General features: G+C 40.5%; 15 protein-coding genes and 1 pseudogene. 10 read left to right on the top strand and 6 right to left on the bottom strand.

The window, feature by feature from the left end:
• Window positions 1-116: 116 nt before the first annotated feature.
• Window positions 117-800 carry a DUF4294 domain-containing protein gene (locus VIM94_RS05865; RefSeq protein WP_414707158.1) on the bottom strand — a complete coding sequence of 228 codons (684 nt, stop codon included), beginning with the start codon at window positions 798-800 and terminating at the stop codon, window positions 117-119.
• Between the two features lie 105 nt (window positions 801-905).
• On the opposite strand from VIM94_RS05865, the gene VIM94_RS05860 reads away from it, so the two are divergent.
• Together VIM94_RS05860 and VIM94_RS05855 are read left to right on the top strand one after the other, a co-directional pair.
• Entirely contained in the window at window positions 906-1,994 is a 1,089-nt protein-coding gene (locus VIM94_RS05860; RefSeq protein WP_332038351.1) for a M42 family metallopeptidase, read from the top strand.
• Between the two features lie 133 nt (window positions 1,995-2,127).
• A complete protein-coding gene (locus VIM94_RS05855) occupies window positions 2,128-3,204 on the top strand; it encodes a DNA topoisomerase IB (protein ID WP_332038350.1) in 1,077 nt (358 codons plus the stop codon).
• A 54-nt stretch (window positions 3,205-3,258) separates the two neighbouring features.
• On the opposite strand, the gene VIM94_RS05850 is transcribed toward VIM94_RS05855, so the two are convergent.
• The 4 genes from VIM94_RS05850 to VIM94_RS05835 all read right to left on the bottom strand — a co-directional run bounded on the left by VIM94_RS05850 (window position 3,259) and on the right by VIM94_RS05835 (window position 8,253).
• Window positions 3,259-3,930: a hypothetical protein gene (locus tag VIM94_RS05850; RefSeq protein ID WP_332038349.1), complete on the bottom strand. Its 672-nt coding sequence runs from the start codon at window positions 3,928-3,930 to the stop codon at window positions 3,259-3,261.
• A gap of 218 nt (window positions 3,931-4,148) precedes the next feature.
• Window positions 4,149-6,056: an acetate--CoA ligase gene (acs, locus tag VIM94_RS05845; RefSeq protein ID WP_332038348.1), complete on the bottom strand. Its 1,908-nt coding sequence runs from the start codon at window positions 6,054-6,056 to the stop codon at window positions 4,149-4,151.
• A gap of 248 nt (window positions 6,057-6,304) precedes the next feature.
• Window positions 6,305-7,252 (bottom strand): phosphoribosylaminoimidazolesuccinocarboxamide synthase, encoded by a 948-nt coding sequence (locus VIM94_RS05840; protein WP_332038347.1) that lies wholly within the window; start codon window positions 7,250-7,252, stop codon window positions 6,305-6,307.
• 47 nt (window positions 7,253-7,299) lie between these two features.
• Window positions 7,300-8,253: a PhoH family protein gene (locus VIM94_RS05835; RefSeq protein ID WP_332038346.1), complete on the bottom strand. Its 954-nt coding sequence runs from the start codon at window positions 8,251-8,253 to the stop codon at window positions 7,300-7,302.
• 211 nt (window positions 8,254-8,464) lie between these two features.
• Here VIM94_RS05835 and VIM94_RS05830 point away from each other — a divergent pair, with 211 nt between their 5' ends.
• From VIM94_RS05830 to dnaN, 5 genes are all read left to right on the top strand, one after another.
• Complete coding sequence (locus tag VIM94_RS05830; RefSeq protein WP_332038345.1) at window positions 8,465-9,301, top strand: SAM-dependent chlorinase/fluorinase; 837 nt, start codon at window positions 8,465-8,467, stop codon at window positions 9,299-9,301.
• 3 nt (window positions 9,302-9,304) lie between these two features.
• On the top strand, window positions 9,305-9,598 hold the full coding sequence (locus tag VIM94_RS05825) for an antibiotic biosynthesis monooxygenase family protein (RefSeq protein WP_332038344.1): 294 nt from the start codon (window positions 9,305-9,307) through the stop codon (window positions 9,596-9,598).
• Window positions 9,599-9,691: 93 nt separating this feature from the next.
• Complete coding sequence (gldF, locus tag VIM94_RS05820) at window positions 9,692-10,426, top strand: gliding motility-associated ABC transporter permease subunit GldF (RefSeq protein ID WP_332038343.1); 735 nt, start codon at window positions 9,692-9,694, stop codon at window positions 10,424-10,426.
• A gap of 2 nt (window positions 10,427-10,428) precedes the next feature.
• On the top strand, window positions 10,429-12,099 hold the full coding sequence (gene gldG, locus VIM94_RS05815) for a gliding motility-associated ABC transporter substrate-binding protein GldG (protein WP_332038342.1): 1,671 nt from the start codon (window positions 10,429-10,431) through the stop codon (window positions 12,097-12,099).
• Window positions 12,100-12,301: 202 nt separating this feature from the next.
• Window positions 12,302-13,420, top strand: a complete 1,119-nt coding sequence (dnaN, locus tag VIM94_RS05810; protein ID WP_332038341.1) for a DNA polymerase III subunit beta — start codon at window positions 12,302-12,304, stop codon at window positions 13,418-13,420.
• 87 nt (window positions 13,421-13,507) lie between these two features.
• Here dnaN and VIM94_RS05805 read toward each other — a convergent pair whose 3' ends face one another.
• Complete coding sequence (locus VIM94_RS05805) at window positions 13,508-13,846, bottom strand: DUF4870 domain-containing protein (RefSeq protein ID WP_332038340.1); 339 nt, start codon at window positions 13,844-13,846, stop codon at window positions 13,508-13,510.
• Window positions 13,847-13,995: 149 nt separating this feature from the next.
• Between VIM94_RS05805 and mnmE the strand changes: the two genes are divergently transcribed.
• The 3 genes and pseudogenes from mnmE to VIM94_RS05790 form a co-directional block, all read left to right on the top strand.
• The gene (mnmE, locus tag VIM94_RS05800; protein WP_332038339.1) at window positions 13,996-15,447 is read left to right on the top strand and encodes a tRNA uridine-5-carboxymethylaminomethyl(34) synthesis GTPase MnmE; all 1,452 of its coding nucleotides are present in this window, start codon (window positions 13,996-13,998) and stop codon (window positions 15,445-15,447) included.
• A 228-nt stretch (window positions 15,448-15,675) separates the two neighbouring features.
• The gene (locus VIM94_RS05795) at window positions 15,676-16,059 is read left to right on the top strand and encodes a helix-turn-helix domain-containing protein (protein WP_332038338.1); all 384 of its coding nucleotides are present in this window, start codon (window positions 15,676-15,678) and stop codon (window positions 16,057-16,059) included.
• A gap of 9 nt (window positions 16,060-16,068) precedes the next feature.
• A pseudogene (locus VIM94_RS05790) lies at window positions 16,069-16,475 on the top strand (hypothetical protein); the annotation flags it as partial.

Raw genomic sequence — 16,475 nt, 5'->3', positions numbered from 1 at the left:
TGAATGTTTTTTAAAGAAAACTTAATGAAAAAAAATAAGCCCCTAGAAACCAAAGACTTTAGTCGAAAAAATGCGGTGTTAATTTCAGCAAAAATTAAAAAATCCAGATTTCCCCCCTATTGTACCCGCTGTTGGGGCCTCTTCCATTTATCGGTAAGCTCAACATATTTAAAGTCTAAGGCGGTGGCCTGAGGCTCCAGCACCTCCTGATTAAACGAACGCTGAAGAATATCTTCTATAAGGTAATCTTCCTGGCTGTTATGTGGATCATATTTTTCCTTGAGAGAGATATCAAACAAACTGGCCGTGGTATTATACCAGAAAGCACGCCAGCCACTTTTAAGGTTTCTCACCAAATTAAAGGCTGTAGTGCCAGTTTGGCGGTGGATAAGCTTCACAAGAATCTGACCTTCGGTATGGGTAAGCTTTTTCAATTCGGCTGAAAATTCATCTTCGATATAATTCTGGACAATCCTGGTATAGCGTTTCCGGGCGCCCCTGGATTCGATCTCATCCAGCCTGCTGTTTAAAGAAACCAGTCTCTCAGAAGCCAATTTGGCATAAGGATAAACCTTTCGGGTTTTTCTCCTTAATATAAGGTAACGTCTTCTTTCCTGAAGATTATCGAATTTCAGGTCTTTCAGAATAACCACTTCATCAAGGTCTATGGCTTCCCGGGGGATGGTGTCCCCTAAAATAATCATATACCGTTTCTGCAGGGTATCCACTTGAGTAGTATCCTCCTGAGCCATCAGTCCGGCACTTAGTAATGAAATCAGTATGAAAAGCTTTTTTATCATCAATAATTATTTCACAAATCATTCAGCCAAAATCATTCCAAATTTAATGAATCACGGGTTGTCATCCGCCTAAATCTTCTTAAATTCGCTCAAATTTCAAACAATATGGACAAAGGAAAAATACTGAATAAAAAATCCATGGATTTCCTGGAGAAATACCTCAATAATGCTGCACCAACCGGTTACGAAGCTGAGGGCCAGAAGCTGTGGATGGAATACCTTAAACCTTATGTAGACGAGTTTATTACCGATATCTACGGTACGGCAGTTGGCGTTATTAATCCCGATGCACCATTCAAAGTAGTTATTGAAGGTCATGCCGATGAAATCTCCTGGTATGTAAATTATATCACCGACGATGGACTTATATATGTAGTGAGAAATGGCGGAAGCGATCACCAGATAGCTGCTTCAAAGCGGGTAAATATTCATACTAAAAATGGAATAGTTAAAGGAGTGTTTGGCTGGCCGGCCATTCATACCCGCGACAAGGAGAAAGAGCAGGCTCCAAAAATGGATAATATCTGTATAGATGTGGGGTGTTCTACTAAAGAGGAAGTCGAAAACCTGGGAGTACACGTAGGTTGTGTAATTACCTATCCTGATGATTTCTTTATTCTGAATGAAGATAAATTTGTATGCCGCGCCCTGGATAACCGAATAGGTGGTTTTATGATTGCACAGGTGGCGCGCTTATTAAAGGAGAACAAGAAGAAACTACCTTTTGGGTTGTATGTAACCAATTCGGTGCAGGAAGAGATTGGCTTGCGCGGAGCAGAGATGATCACCCAGCGCATTAAGCCCAATGTGGCCATAGTAACCGATGTGACCCACGATACCACTACCCCAATGATCGAAAAGAAAACAAATGGTTTAGCGAAAATTGGTGCGGGCCCGGTGATTGCTTACGCACCGGCTGTTCAGAATAATTTAAGGGAATTGCTCATTGAAACCGCTGAAGAGAAGCAAATTCCTTTCCAGCGGGCAGCAAATTCAAGATTTACCGGCACCGATACCGATGCCTTTGCTTATAGCAATGGGGGGGTGCCCTCTGCCCTTATCTCTTTACCGCTTCGGTATATGCACACTACGGTAGAAATGGTGCACAAAAATGATGTGGAAAACGTTATTAACCTTATCTACGAAAGCCTTTTGAGAATCGAGGAAGGAGAGAACTTCAGCTATTTTAAATAAGAAGTCTTATTCTTGTAAAAAAAGCCTTTTCTGGTAATAACAGGAAAGGCTTTTTATTTTTCTTAATTCAATTTTCACAAAGCTTTATTACAGCCGAAGGAGATTTCAGCCTATTTTTATAGAAAATGCTGCTATGACCATTTCTCCACAAGAGGTAAAACTTATTTTACAAGATCCCTATGAGGCGGCTAATCTTGCCAATTTGCGTTATGTTTCAGAAGAGCAGCTTTCTATAAAGCGCAAAAAACAGGGCCGTGGTTTCTCCTATTTTAAAGACGGAAAGAGAATATCAAATAAAGAAACAATTCAACATATTAAAAAACTGGTGATTCCCCCCGCCTGGAGTGAGGTAAGGATCTCACAAGCCAGGAATACCCATTTGCAGGTTGTTGGAAGGGATGAAAAAAACCGGAAACAATATATGTATCATCCCCTGTGGTCCAAAATAAGAAATGAAACCAAATTCTTTAAAATGACAGCTTTCGGAGAGATACTTCCAAAAATACGCCGTCGGGTAGATCATGATCTTGATCTTCCCGAGATGACTCAAAGAAAGGTGCTAGCACTTATCATCAGATTAATGGAGGAAACCCATATCAGGATTGGGAATCAATATTATGCAAAAGAAAATAAAACCTACGGGTTATCAACTTTTAGAAGCAGGCATATAAAAACCTATAAGGATAGGGTGATCTTTGAGTTTACCGGGAAAAGCGATAAGCAACACAGGGTGAGCTTAAAAAATAAAAAGCTTATAAAGCTCATCAATCAATGTGAAGAGATTCCGGGCTGGGAATTATTTAAATTCTTCGATGAAAAAGGTCAAAAGCAAAGCATAGATAGTGGGATGATAAATGAATATATTCACGAGATAAGCGGTGATATATTTTCAGCTAAAGATTTCAGAACCTGGAGCGCTTCAAAAATCTTCTTTGAAACCCTAAAAGAGCTCGGCTACAAAAGTAACGCGAAGGCCAACAAAAAGAACCTTCTGGATGCCTTTGATGCTACTGCCCAGGGCCTGGGCAATACCAGAGCAGTTTGCAGAAGTTATTATGTACACCCGCGTATTGTAAACACTTATGAAACCGGGGAGATAGTGCCTTATTTTGAGGCTGTAAGAAAGGATAATAAAAAAGATTATGGCCCTCTTACAGAAACAGAAAAAGCGATACTGAAACTTATAAAAGATTACGAGATCTCCTTATAAAATAAAGCTGAACCCGTAAAAAGATTCAGCTTTAAATTATTTTATTACTTTTACTTAAGCCTGCTTATCGTAGAACTTAAGGGCCTGTATGGCATCTTCGAGGTCTTTCACCTTATTATCTGATAAATAATTCTTCATCGCATCATTTTCATCAAAGGCCTTTCGGAAATCTCTTGGCCGTAGTCTTACCTCCTGAAGCCTGTTATCACCAATTTCAAGATAATATTCCATCTCAACTTTAAGGTGAGCGGGCTTATCTTTATCATAACCGGTTTTAGCTGCCTGAGCTTCAATTATATCTGGTCTTGGCCATCCGAGGAGTTTTACATTATCACCTGCATAATATCTAACAAAATATCCCTCCAAATGTTCCCCGTCTTCAGTTCTTTTCGAATCGATAAAATAGGTATAGTCATCTATAGAATAATTAATTTTTTTTATGCGGGGTAAGACGTGAATATCTTCCTGCAGCTTATTTAATTTTATCTCCATAATACCTTCTACAGCATTATAACGCAAGAAAGCCGGTTGGGACCTGCCGTCTTCATCCATAATAATTCCTTTTTTAAATTCTTCATCAACAAATGGGGTGCCTGTAAAACCTTTTGGTGTTTTTTTATAAACAGAAATCGTCATTCTATCATTGAGGACGTTTTGGCTATTGATTTGGGCGTAAGAATTAAACCCAAAAATAACCATTAAGCTAAGTAAGAGAAATCTTTTCATTATTTAAGTTTTAGATGTTCTAATAAACAATCAATTATTGTTCCGTAATTTAACAAGGAGTTAAGATAAAAAAAATATCTATGTAATTAAAACCCGGGGTATACCGACCTGGCATATTCCGGCATTTTAACAGCTAAGAGCTTTTTTGCAAAAAAAGAGGTTGTTCTAAAGTTCTTAAACTCCTTAAACAACCTCTCAAAATTTGAAATTAAGGTAGATTAACCTCTTTCACTTATAATCTCCTCTACGATTTCGGGATTGAGTAGAGTAGATGTATCTCCAAGATTTTCAGTTTGACGGGAAGCGATCTTTCTAAGGATTCGTCGCATGATCTTTCCGCTTCGGGTTTTAGGAAGGGCGCTTACAAACTGAATTATTTCAGGTTTAGCGATAGGTCCTACTTTTTCTGAAATAGACTGTTTTATCTCTTTTCGCAGATTCTCACGGTCACGGCTTTCTCCAACTTCCTTCAGAATAACGTAAGCATAAAGTGCGTTTCCTTTGATTTCGTGAGGGAAACCAACCACCGCCGATTCTGCGACCGCCGGGTGCTCGTTGATCGCATCCTCGATAGGCGCAGTACCCAGATTATGGCCAGAAACGATAATCACATCATCTACCCTACCGGTAATCCTGTAGTACCCAACCTCATCACGCAAAGCACCATCCCCGGTAAAATACATATTCTTAAATGTCGAGAAATAGGTTTCCCGATACCGCTCGTGATTGCCCCAAATGGTACGAGCCATTCCAGGCCATGGAAATTTTATACATAGTCTACCTTCAACCTGGTTACCTTTAATCTCCTCACCTTTTTCATTCATAAGGGCGGGTTGCACCCCGGGAAAAGGCAAAGTTGCATAGGTTGGTTTAGAAGGAGTTACATAGGGGATTGGAGAGATCATTATCCCCCCGGTTTCTGTTTGCCACCAGGTATCTACAATCGGACTCTTTTTCTTCCCGATATGGTCGTTATACCAGTGCCAGGCTTCCTCGTTAATAGGTTCTCCCACAGAGCCAAGAACTTTTAGCGAAGAGAGATCATATTTTTCTACGAATTCAGAGCTTGTTTTAGCCAGCGACCTGATAGCAGTTGGAGCAGTATAAAACTGATTCACCTTATGTTTTTCCACGATCTGCCAGAACCGACCTGCATCCGGATAAGAAGGTGTTCCTTCAAACATCAGGGTTGTGGCGCCATTAGCCAGCGGCCCGTAGAGAATATAGGAATGCCCGGTGATCCAACCAATATCAGCAGTACACCAGTACACATCGTCTTCTTTATACTGAAAAATATTCTTAAAGGTATAAGCGGTATACACCATATAGCCCCCGGTTGTATGCATCATACCTTTTGGCTTTCCGGTAGAACCGGAAGTGTAAAGGATAAAAAGCGGATCTTCAGCATCCATAATTTCGGGAGCACATTCATCTGAAGCCTCATCCAGCAATTCCTGTAGCCATTTATCACGACCCTCTTCCATATGGATATCGCTGTTAATTCGTTTTGCCACCAGAACATTTTCCACACCTGGACTATCCTTGAGAGCTTCATCGGCAATTCCTTTTAGGTCTATGGTTTTACCTCCGCGAAAGGAGCCATCCGCGGTAATCATCATCTTACAGTCGGCATCGTTTGTACGGGTTGCAAGGGCCTTTGAAGAAAAGCCGGCAAAAACCACCGAGTGGATAGCTCCAATTCTGGCACAGGCAAGCATGGCAACTGCAAGTTCAGGAATCATCGGAAGGTAAATACAAACCCGGTCTCCTTTTTTAATGCCATTATCCTTAAGCACATTGGCAAATTTATTCACCATTTTATGAAGCTGAAGATAACTTATATGCCTGGCTTCTTCTGATGGTTCATTAGGCTCCCATATTATCGCCGTCTTATCACCGCGGGTAAAAAGAAAGCGATCAATACAATTTTCGGTGATATTGAGTTTTGCATTTTCAAACCATTTTACTTCAGGCCTGGAGAAATCCCAACTCAACACATTATCCCACCGCTTGCGCCAGGTAAAATGTTCCTCGGCTACTTCTTCCCAGAAATTTGCAGGTTCCCGCACCGATTTCCGGTAAACCTGAAAGTATTCCTCTAAATTCTTAATATGATAATTACTCATAATTTAAATTAAATTATTGATGATAATACAGCGTATTTTTATAGTAGTTTGATTATGTTTAGGGCAATTTATAAAATTATTACGAAATTCCATTAATAAACTATAAGTCTTAACAGGCCAATTACAAGAACTAAAGAAAGAATTAAAATATCCAGAGATTTCATAGAAACTTCTAAAAGGAAAAGCCTGAAAAACCGCTAGCATAAATTAGCTGGTCTTTCAGGCTTGTAAATAATAGATATAGAGATTTACTTTAAATAGTCCAGGACATTTTTCTCTATCCGGGTTTCAATATTGCTAATATCACTTTTCACAAACTTCTCTCCGGTGATATTTTCGTAAAGTTCAATATACCGGTCTGAAACGGTGGTGATATAAGCATCGCTCATTTCAGGAAGCTGCTGTCCTTCTTTTCCCTGGAAACCTTGCTCAATTAACCATTGGCGCACAAACTCTTTGGAAAGCTGTTTTTGAGGCCGGCCTTTTTCCTGAAGTTCTTCATAGGTTTCAGCATAGAAATAACGGGAAGAATCAGGGGTGTGGATTTCATCGATAAGCACGATCTTTCCTTCTGAAGTCTTCCCAAACTCATATTTGGTATCTACCAGGATGAGTCCTCTCCCGGCAGCGATCTCTGTTCCGCGCTGAAACAATTTTCGGGTATAATCTTCCAATACCCCATAGTCTTCAGTAGAAACAATCCCTCTTTTAAGGATTTCTTCTTTTGAAATATCCTCATCGTGATCTCCCTGTTCGGCTTTAGTAGCAGGGGTAATAATTGGTTCAGGAAACCTATCGTTCTCCTTCATAGCTTCGGGCAGTTTTACCCTACAAAGCTCTCTTTTCCCTGACTTATATTCTCTGGCAGCATGTCCTGCCAAATATCCACGTATCACCATCTCGACTTTAAAAGGTTCGCATTTTTCACCAATTGCCACATTGGGATCAGGGGTGGCCTCCAACCAGTTGGGCACAAGATCTTCAGTAGCTTTCATCATTTTGGTGGCGATCTGATTCAGGATCTGACCCTTATAAGGAATCCCCCTGGGCATAACCACATCAAATGCCGAAAGCCTATCTGTAGCTACAATAATGAGTTTATTATCCTGCAAGCTATAAACATCTCTTACCTTTCCTTTATACACAGTTTTCTGCCCGGGAAAATTGAAATTGGTTTTCGTTATGGTGTTTTTCATCAATTCAAATTAAAATTTAAGGCCCGAAAAGGGCCTGTGAATTTATTCTATTCAGTATGTTCTATTTCTTTATAAGCAGCGATGACTTTTTTAACCAATTTATGCCTTATCACATCCTTATCGTCAAGGTAGAGTATTCCTACACCTTTTACATCTTTTAGGATCAACAGAGCTTCTTTTAATCCAGAAATCACTCTTCGGGGTAGGTCGATTTGGCCTGGATCACCAGTGATCATAAATTTGGCATCCTTCCCCATCCGGGTCAGAAACATTTTCATTTGGGCGTGTGTGGTATTCTGGGCTTCATCCAGGATCACAAAGGCGTGGTCCAGTGTTCGGCCTCGCATAAAAGCCAGTGGCGCGATCTGAATAATGCCTTTTTCAATAAAAGTTTCCAGTTTTTCGTGCGGAATCATATCTCTTAACGCATCATAAAGAGGCTGCATATAGGGATCCAGTTTTTCCTTTAGATCACCAGGGAGAAAGCCCAAATTCTCCCCTGCCTCCACAGCAGGCCTTGTAAGAATAATACGGCGAACCTGTTTCTCTTTAAGGGCTTTAACAGCCAGAGCTACCCCTGTGTAGGTTTTTCCGGTTCCGGCAGGTCCTATAGCAAAGACCATATCATTCTTTTTGGTGAGTTCCACCAGTTTTCGCTGGTTGGCGGTTTGAGCCTTGATCATCCTGCCACTTACCCCGTGAACCAAAACATCTCCGCTTTCTGCCGAAGTTTGATACTCCTCTTTGGTTTCGCTGGTAAGAACTCTTTCAATCACATTTTCATCTAATTTGTTATAGCGTGCAAAATGATCCATCAGCATAGAAAAGCGCTCATCGAATTCTTCCAGCATTTCTTCATCACCAAAAACTTTTATCCTGCTACCCCGCGCCACGATCTTGAGCTTGGGAAAGTATTTTTTTAAAAGTTCAATATTCTCGTTATGATTTCCAAAGAATTCCCTTGGATTAATTTCGGAAAGTTCAATTACAATTTCATTCAAATGCCAGGAGTTTTAATTGGTTGGATATGGACTACATTTTAAAATATATCTAAATAAATTTATCTTTAAAAACACGCAATCAATTCTTGATAAATACCGTGTTTTTAACGGGATTTTAAAAGGAGATTAGACAAAATAAATTTTATCTTCGCCTTATACAAACTTACACAAAATAAGCTCTTAGAAGTTAAAAAAATATTAACAATAACCTATGGCCATCATTACTCTTACTACCGATTTTGGAGAGAAGGATTACTTTGCGGGAGCGGTTAAAGGGGCGATTTACACCGAATTGGAACAGCAGGTGAGAATTGTTGATATTTCACATTCGGTCTCGCCATTTCACATCAGCGAGGCTGCCTATATTATAAGGAATGCCTACAATAGTTTCCCTAAAGGAAGCATACATATAATCGGGATCGATTCAGAATTCACGCCGGAGAACAAGCATCTGGCCGTGTATCTGGACGACCATTATTTTATCTGTGCCAACAACGGGATCTTATCGCTGTTAGCTTCGGAAATCAAACCCGCAAAGATCGTAGAGATCAACATTCACGATAAATTACAGACCAATTTCCCGGTACTGGACGTATTTGTGAAAGTTGCCAGCCACCTGGCAAGAGGAGGTACACTTGAGGTGATTGGAAAAAGCATTAACCAGATAAAGTATCTCAAGGAGTTTGAGCCCATCATCAATACCGATAAAAATCAGATCGTTGGCCATGTGATCTACATAGATAACTACGGAAACGTGATCACCAATATCTCCCGAAAGCTCTTTGAACAAGTAGGAAAAGGACGGAATTTTAAGTTGAGTGCAAGGATGGTTGGGTTTGAAAATATTCATGAATCCTACAGTGGATGGATCAATTTTGAACAGGAAAGGGAGAAACGCGGGGTAGAAGACGGGAAAAAGTTGGCGCTTTTTAATTCGGCCGGGTATATCGAACTCGCCATTTACAAAAGCAACCCTTCTACCGTGGGTAGTGCTTCAACCCTCTTCGGGCTGGAACTTCGGGATACTGTAACTATAAATTTTCAATAATATATGCTGATAAGAATCGTGAAAATGGGCTTTGACCCCGAAAGAATTGAGAAGTTTCTGGCTAACTTTGAAGCCAATAAAGAGAAAATCAGGAATTTTGAAGGATGCCGGAACCTGGAATTATTGAGAGATAAAAACAATACAACCCAATTTTTTACGTATAGTCACTGGACCGATGAAGCTGCCCTGGAAAATTATCGCAACTCAGCACTTTTTAAAGGCATCTGGGCCGAAACCAAAGTGATGTTCAACGAAAAACCGCAAGCCTGGAGTGTTGAGACAATCGATAGTCTTTAGTCCCTAGTCTTTAGACGGCAGCTTTTAGACGTTAAATGGTGGAGAGGGGTGAAGCAATTTAAAACCAAATTATTAGAACCAAGAACTGATTAAATGTTAGCAATTTTAAATAAAGAAATACAATCTTTTTTTTCCTCTTCTATCGGGTATTTGGTGATAGGGATATTTTTAGTTGCCTGTGGTTTATGTCTGTTTGTTTTCCCCGGCGAATATAACATCCTGGATAGCGGTTTCGCCGATATCAAAGCATTTTTTAACCTTGCTCCATGGATCTTTATCTTTCTCATCCCCGCCATAAGTATGAAAAGTTTCGCGGAAGAGAAAAGACAGGGTACCATTGAACTTCTACTTACCCGCCCAATAGGATTTAAACAACTTGTTATGGGAAAATATTTTGGAGCACTGTTGTTGGTTATTCTGGCCATAATTCCAAGCCTTTTATACGTATTCACTATACATCAGTTGGGGGATCCCGTCGGAAATTTTGATGTAGGCGCAAACCTGGGATCTTATTTGGGACTTATTTTTCTGGCCGGTTGTTATACCGCGATTGGGACTTTTGCTTCCTCGCTAACCCAAAATCAGATCGTTGCTTTTATCATCGCTGTCTTTCTTTGTTTCCTGAGTTATTTCGCTTTTGAAGGACTTTCATCGACAAGTATTTCCGGCGGAAATTACGGGTTGGAATACCTGGGGATAAGTTATCATTACCAAAGCATAAGCCGCGGCGTTATAGACAGCCGGGATGTAATCTATTTTATAAGTTTCATCTTTCTTTTTCTGAAACTCACGGAAATCAGACTTAAAAACCAGCAGCAAAAATCCTGATCTTGAAACACGGCAACACATACAAATCGCTTGTTATCCTGGTTCTGGCAATTGCAGTGGTAAATTGGCTGGCATCAGAGTTCTTTACCCGGTGGGACCTTACCGAAGATAATCGCTATACCCTCTCCCCTGCTGCGCTCAAGATTATTAATGATGTGGAAGAGCCGGTAATTATAGACGTTTTCCTGGAGGGGCAATTCCCGGCGCAGTTCAGAAGGTTGAGAAATGAAACCAGGCAGATGCTGGAAGAATTTGCCGCCTATAACCACAATATTAAATTCAATTTCACCGATCCCCTTGACCAGGAAGGAGACGCGGAAGCCATTGCTACTGAATTCTACGAGCTGGGGATGACTCCGGCAAGAATCTCGGTAAAGGAAAGCGGAAAAAGTTCGGAGGAACTCATTTTTCCCTGGGCCATGGCAAACTACGGAGATAAATCGGTTAAGATCCCTTTACTTAAAAGTCAGTTAGGAGCTTCAGATGAAGAATTGGTCACCAACTCGGTACAACAACTGGAATACGCTTTTGCCGATGGCCTTAGCAAGCTTATTTATCCGAGAGAAAAGAAGATCGCGGTAATGCGTGGAAACGGGGAATTACCAGATGCCCGAATAGCTGATTTCATCAAGAGCCTGCAGGATTATTATTTGCTTGCTCCCTTCACTTTAGATTCAGCTGCGGTGAATCCCGGAAAAACCCTGAAAGATCTTAATAAATACGATCTCATCATCGAGGCCAAGCCTACAGAAGCATATTCAGAAAAAGAGAAATATATTCTGGACCTATACACGATGCAAGGCGGAAAATCTATCTGGCTCACCGAAAGTGTTGCCATGGAGACCGACAGTTTAATGAATCCAACCGGTACAGCCCTGGCCTACCCAAGAGACCTCAACCTGGGCGATTTGTTCTTTTCTTATGGAGTGCGTATCAATCCGGTGTTGATCAACGACATTTATTCCGCGCCAATCATCCTTGCTTCGGGTAGCGGGAACAATACAAGATTTAATCCCTATCCCTGGTTTTACAGTCCGCTAAGTGCATCGCCTAACGACCACCCCATAATCAACAATATCGAAGCGGTAAAGTTTGAATATGCCAACCAGATAGACACCTTAAAAAACCAGGTAAAAAAAACCATTTTACTGAGCAGTTCGCCGCAAACCAAAGTAGAAGGCACTCCTAAGGAAATAAGTTTGAGCATAGTGGGTAAAGAGCCTAATCTGGCCAGTTATAATGACGGAGAGCAGCCGCTGGCGGTTTTACTGGAAGGAGAATTTACTTCAGCATATAAAAACAGGATCAAGCCTTTTGAAACAGATGACGACCTGGAAAGCAGTCAAGAAACCAAAATACTGGTGATCGCAGATGGAGATGTGATCAAAAACGAGTTGCAACGCGGAAAACCCCTCGAACTTGGTTTTGACCCTTACACCGGCAATACCTACGGCAACAAAGAATTTTTGATGAACGCGGTGAACTATATGCTGGATGACACCGGACTTATAGACATACGAACCAAGGAAATAAACATAGCCTTCCTGGATCAGCGGAAAGCTTCAGCAGAACGCGAAAAATGGCAGCTAATCAATTTAGCAGTGCCTTTGATCCTGCTCACCATCTTTGGTTTTGCCTTTAATTTCTTTAGAAAAAGAAAATACGTGAAATAAGGCAAAGCCTTCCCCGGTAAATGGCTTCCGGATGGAACATATTAACAATTTTCACTTCAGGAATATTCACAAAACCTTGTTATAAAATAAGTTACAGGCTTTATTCAATATTTTGATGTTAATAAAAACTCGCCGGGAAAAGGGGGATTTTTAATGGATTAAAATATATTTGTAACTGATTCTAATTAATCAAGAAAAGCCGATGAAATTTATTGTATCCAGCAGTTACCTGCTGAAACAGCTTCAAATACTGGGCGGAGTAATTAACAATAACAACACCCTCCCTATACTAGACAATTTTCTATTTGACCTTAAGCAGGATGAACTTAGGGTTTCTGCCTCAGACCTGGAGACCACGATGTCTGCCAAGTTAAAAGTAGATTCAGATTCTGAAGGAAAGATTGCGGTACCTGCAAAACTGCTTCTGGACACATTAAAGACTTTTCCGGAGCAGCCCCTGACTTTTGTAGTTGAAGATAACAATACCATAGAACTTAGTTCCAACCACGGAAAATACGCCCTTGCCTATGCTCATGGGGAGGAATTTCCGAACCCAGTCGAGTTGGAAGATCCCAGCAGCACCAGAATGGAAGGAGATATTCTTGCCACCGCAATTGCTAAGACGATTTTTGCATCGGGCAACGATGACCTTCGCCCGGTAATGAGCGGGGTTTTCTTTCAGTTCTCTTCTGAAGGACTAACCTTTGTGGCAACTGATGCACACAAACTGGTAAAATATTCCCGAGAAGATGTTACTGCTAACCAGTCGGCAGAATTTATTATGCCGAAGAAGCCTTTAACACTTTTAAAAGGTATACTGGCCGGAAGCGAAAGCGAAGTTTTGATCGAGTATAATGATTCCAATGCGAAATTTACTTTTGATGATACCGAGCTTATATGTAGACTAATAGATGGTAAATATCCTAACTACGAAGCGGTAATTCCAAAGGAGAATCCGAATAAATTAACAATAGAGAGAAACCAGTTCTTAAGCTCTGTACGCAGGGTGTCTATTTTCTCTAATAAGACCACGCACCAGGTACGACTTAAGATAGCCGGCGCCGAATTGAATATTTCTGCGGAAGACGTAGATTACAGCAACAAGGCCGAAGAGCGCTTAACCTGTTCATACCAGGGCGATGATATGCAGATAGGTTTTAATTCGCGTTTCCTTACCGAGATGCTGAACAACCTGACTTCAGATGAAGTTCAGCTGGAGATGAGCCTGCCTAACCGTGCAGGAATCCTCACTCCGATAGACGGACTTGATGCGGGAGAGAAGATCATTATGCTGGTTATGCCGGTTATGCTAAATAATTAACCCCCGGCCCCCAAAGGGGAACAAATAAAAAAGAAGCCATCAGTTTTAAAAAAACTGATGGCTTCTTTTTTATACCTTTTTATCTATTTATTTCAGGATTCGGATGGTAAACGGGTAATATGGCATTTCTCCGTTGCTAACCTTAATGGCATTTACTATAGGCAAGACTAACACGATTATCGCGATCACGATAAGGGCAATAATTCCAAGGCCCAGGAGGAAAATAAGGGGTACAGCTATGATGCTGTAAATGAACATGCTTATCTGGAAGTTCAGAATCATTTTGCCGTGATGGTCCATACCTGCAACTTTATCTTTCTGGGTTAACCATAAAATAAGGGGAACAAGAAAGCCACCGATTCCTGTTACAAGGTCCAACAACTGACTAAGGTGGGTTAAAACAAGCATTTGATTATCTTCTCTCATCGTGTAAGTTTGAGTAATTAGTACTGTGAAGTTAATAAACTCCTGTATCAATAAGACGACCGAAAAATAAAAATGTTACAATCGCGAGGTTTTGTTAATTTTCATCTGGCAGTTTTGGAGAGGGCCACAGGGCAACCTATCTTTGCGCTATGAAATTGAATGACACCATAGTGGCACTGGCAACTCCTTCGGGAGCCGGAGCTATTTCGATAATAAGGGTTTCGGGCCCTGAAGCAATGAATATTGTAGCTCCACTTTTTAGAGCCAAAAGCAAAAAGCCTCTTGAAGAACAGCCCAGCCACACTTTACACCTTGGAAACCTGGTAGATGGCGAACGAACTTTAGACGAAGTTCTAGTATCGGTTTTCAGAGGTTCCAAATCCTATACCGGAGAAGAAACCATAGAGATCTCCTGCCACGGAAGTCCATATATTCAGCAAGAAATCATTCAGCTCCTCGTAAGAAAAGGCTGCCGTTCTGCCGAGGCCGGAGAATTTACCATGCGTGCCTTTTTAAACGGAAAGATGGATCTGAGCCAGGCCGAGGCTGTCGCTGACCTTATTTCTTCTGAAAACCAGGCCAGCCATCAAATGGCGATGCAACAGATGCGTGGAGGCTTTTCCAGTGAGATCCAAAGGCTAAGGCAGGAACTGCTCGACTTTGCTTCCCTGATAGAGCTGGAGTTAGATTTTTCAGAGGAAGATGTAGAGTTTGCAAACCGGGATCAGTTTAAGTCGCTTATAGCTAAAATTCAGCAGGTGCTAAAGAGATTAATCGACTCCTTTGCCACCGGAAATGTATTGAAAAACGGAATTCCCGTAGCCATAGTAGGCGAACCCAATGTGGGGAAATCCACTTTGCTCAACGCCCTGCTCAATGAAGAGCGTGCCATAGTCTCAGAGATCGCTGGTACTACCAGAGACAGCATTGAAGATGAGATGAGTATTGGCGGAGTTGGCTTCAGGTTCATCGATACGGCAGGAATTCGGGAAACACAGGATGTGGTGGAGAGCATCGGAATCAAACGAACCTTTGATAAGATAAGTCAGGCGCAGGTGGTTGTGGCCTTGATAGATAGTAGAAAATGGCAGACAGACATCAGAAACCGCGAGCCTCATCAAAATAATCCTTCAGGTAAGGGTGAGTTGGACGTATTTCTTTATGAAATTGAGAAAATCAAAAACAAGTTTCCCCAGAAACCACTTATCATTATAGCCAATAAGATAGATCAACTTTCAGCAGAAGAAAGAAAGAAACTGGCACAAGCCTTAAATGACATAGAGGGATCGAGCCTGCAGTTGCTTTCAGCCAAGACGGGTGAAGGTGTAGAAGAGCTTAAGATGAAATTACTGGAGTTTGTCAATACTGGAGCTTTGCGAAACAACAACACCATTGTGACCAATAGCAGACATTATAACGCGCTATTAAAAGCCCTTGAGGAAATCAACAAGGTTGAAGAAGGCCTTAATAATAATCTTTCAGGAGATCTACTGGCCATAGATATCAGGGAAGCGCTGCATTATTTTGGAGAGATCACCGGCGAGGTCACTAACGATGAGCTCCTGGGTAATATATTTTCTAATTTCTGTATTGGTAAATGATCTGACTCAAAAAAAATCTCAAAACCTCACAAGCCCTTAATTTTAAAGGGCTTTTATTTTTTACTCTAATTTATTTTTAGTTAAAATCAGTTAATTTTAGGTCGAATTTGTATCTTTGTTGTACCTCATTTTTGGTGAGTAAAATCCAAAATTAATTTGGTGACTTTATGATACTTAAATATACTTATATTATCTTATATATATTTATATAATCTTATAGAAACTAATATGGCTACCAGTATTCGTGTTGAAAAGATCTGTCAATATTGCCAAAAAGAGTTCATTGCAAAAACTCTAAAGACTCGATATTGCAGTAAAATTTGTAATAGCCGGGCGTATAAAGACAAATTAAGAGAAGAAAAATTGCAGGAGGCTAAGAGCGGAATCGTGAGAGAAAAAACTACCACCCTACCCCATCCTGTTGAGTCAAATTTAAATGTTATACAAGGTAAAGAAGTTTTGACTGTACCAGAAGTTTCAAAGCTATTGGGTTTATCAAAACCTACTGTTTATAGACTGATCAAAGAAGGTAAAATTAAAGCAACAAAAATCTCAACTCGAAATACCCGTATTCACAGAAGTGAAATTGACAAACTATTCCATACCACGTAAAAAATTAATATGGCCAACGTAACATTGCGAAGTAAAAAATTAGCCAAGGGTAAATTAAGTCTTTACCTGGATTTCTACCCTGAAATAATAAATCCCAAGACAGGTAAACCCACCCGAAGAGAATTTTTAAAACTAAAGATTTTCGAAAACCCAAAAGATGAAATAGAGCGAGAGCATAATTCCACTCAAATTCAGCTGGCAGAACAAATTCGATCAAAGCGATTAATGGATATCAGAAACAAGGAATATGGCTTAAAAGAACATATGGATTTGGATATCAATTTCTATAATTTTTTCGCCAGTATCGTAGAAGAATATTATAATAACGGGAGTAAAGGAAATTACCATTCCTGGAAATCTTCATTAGATTATTGGGAAAAGTATATTGGGAAAAGTTTAAATAGTAAGCAACTCCT

Origin of the sequence: Salegentibacter sp., assembly GCF_036568425.1 — a bacterium.
GTDB lineage: Bacteria > Bacteroidota > Bacteroidia > Flavobacteriales > Flavobacteriaceae > Salegentibacter.
This window is presented reverse-complemented; position numbering and strand designations above follow the sequence as displayed.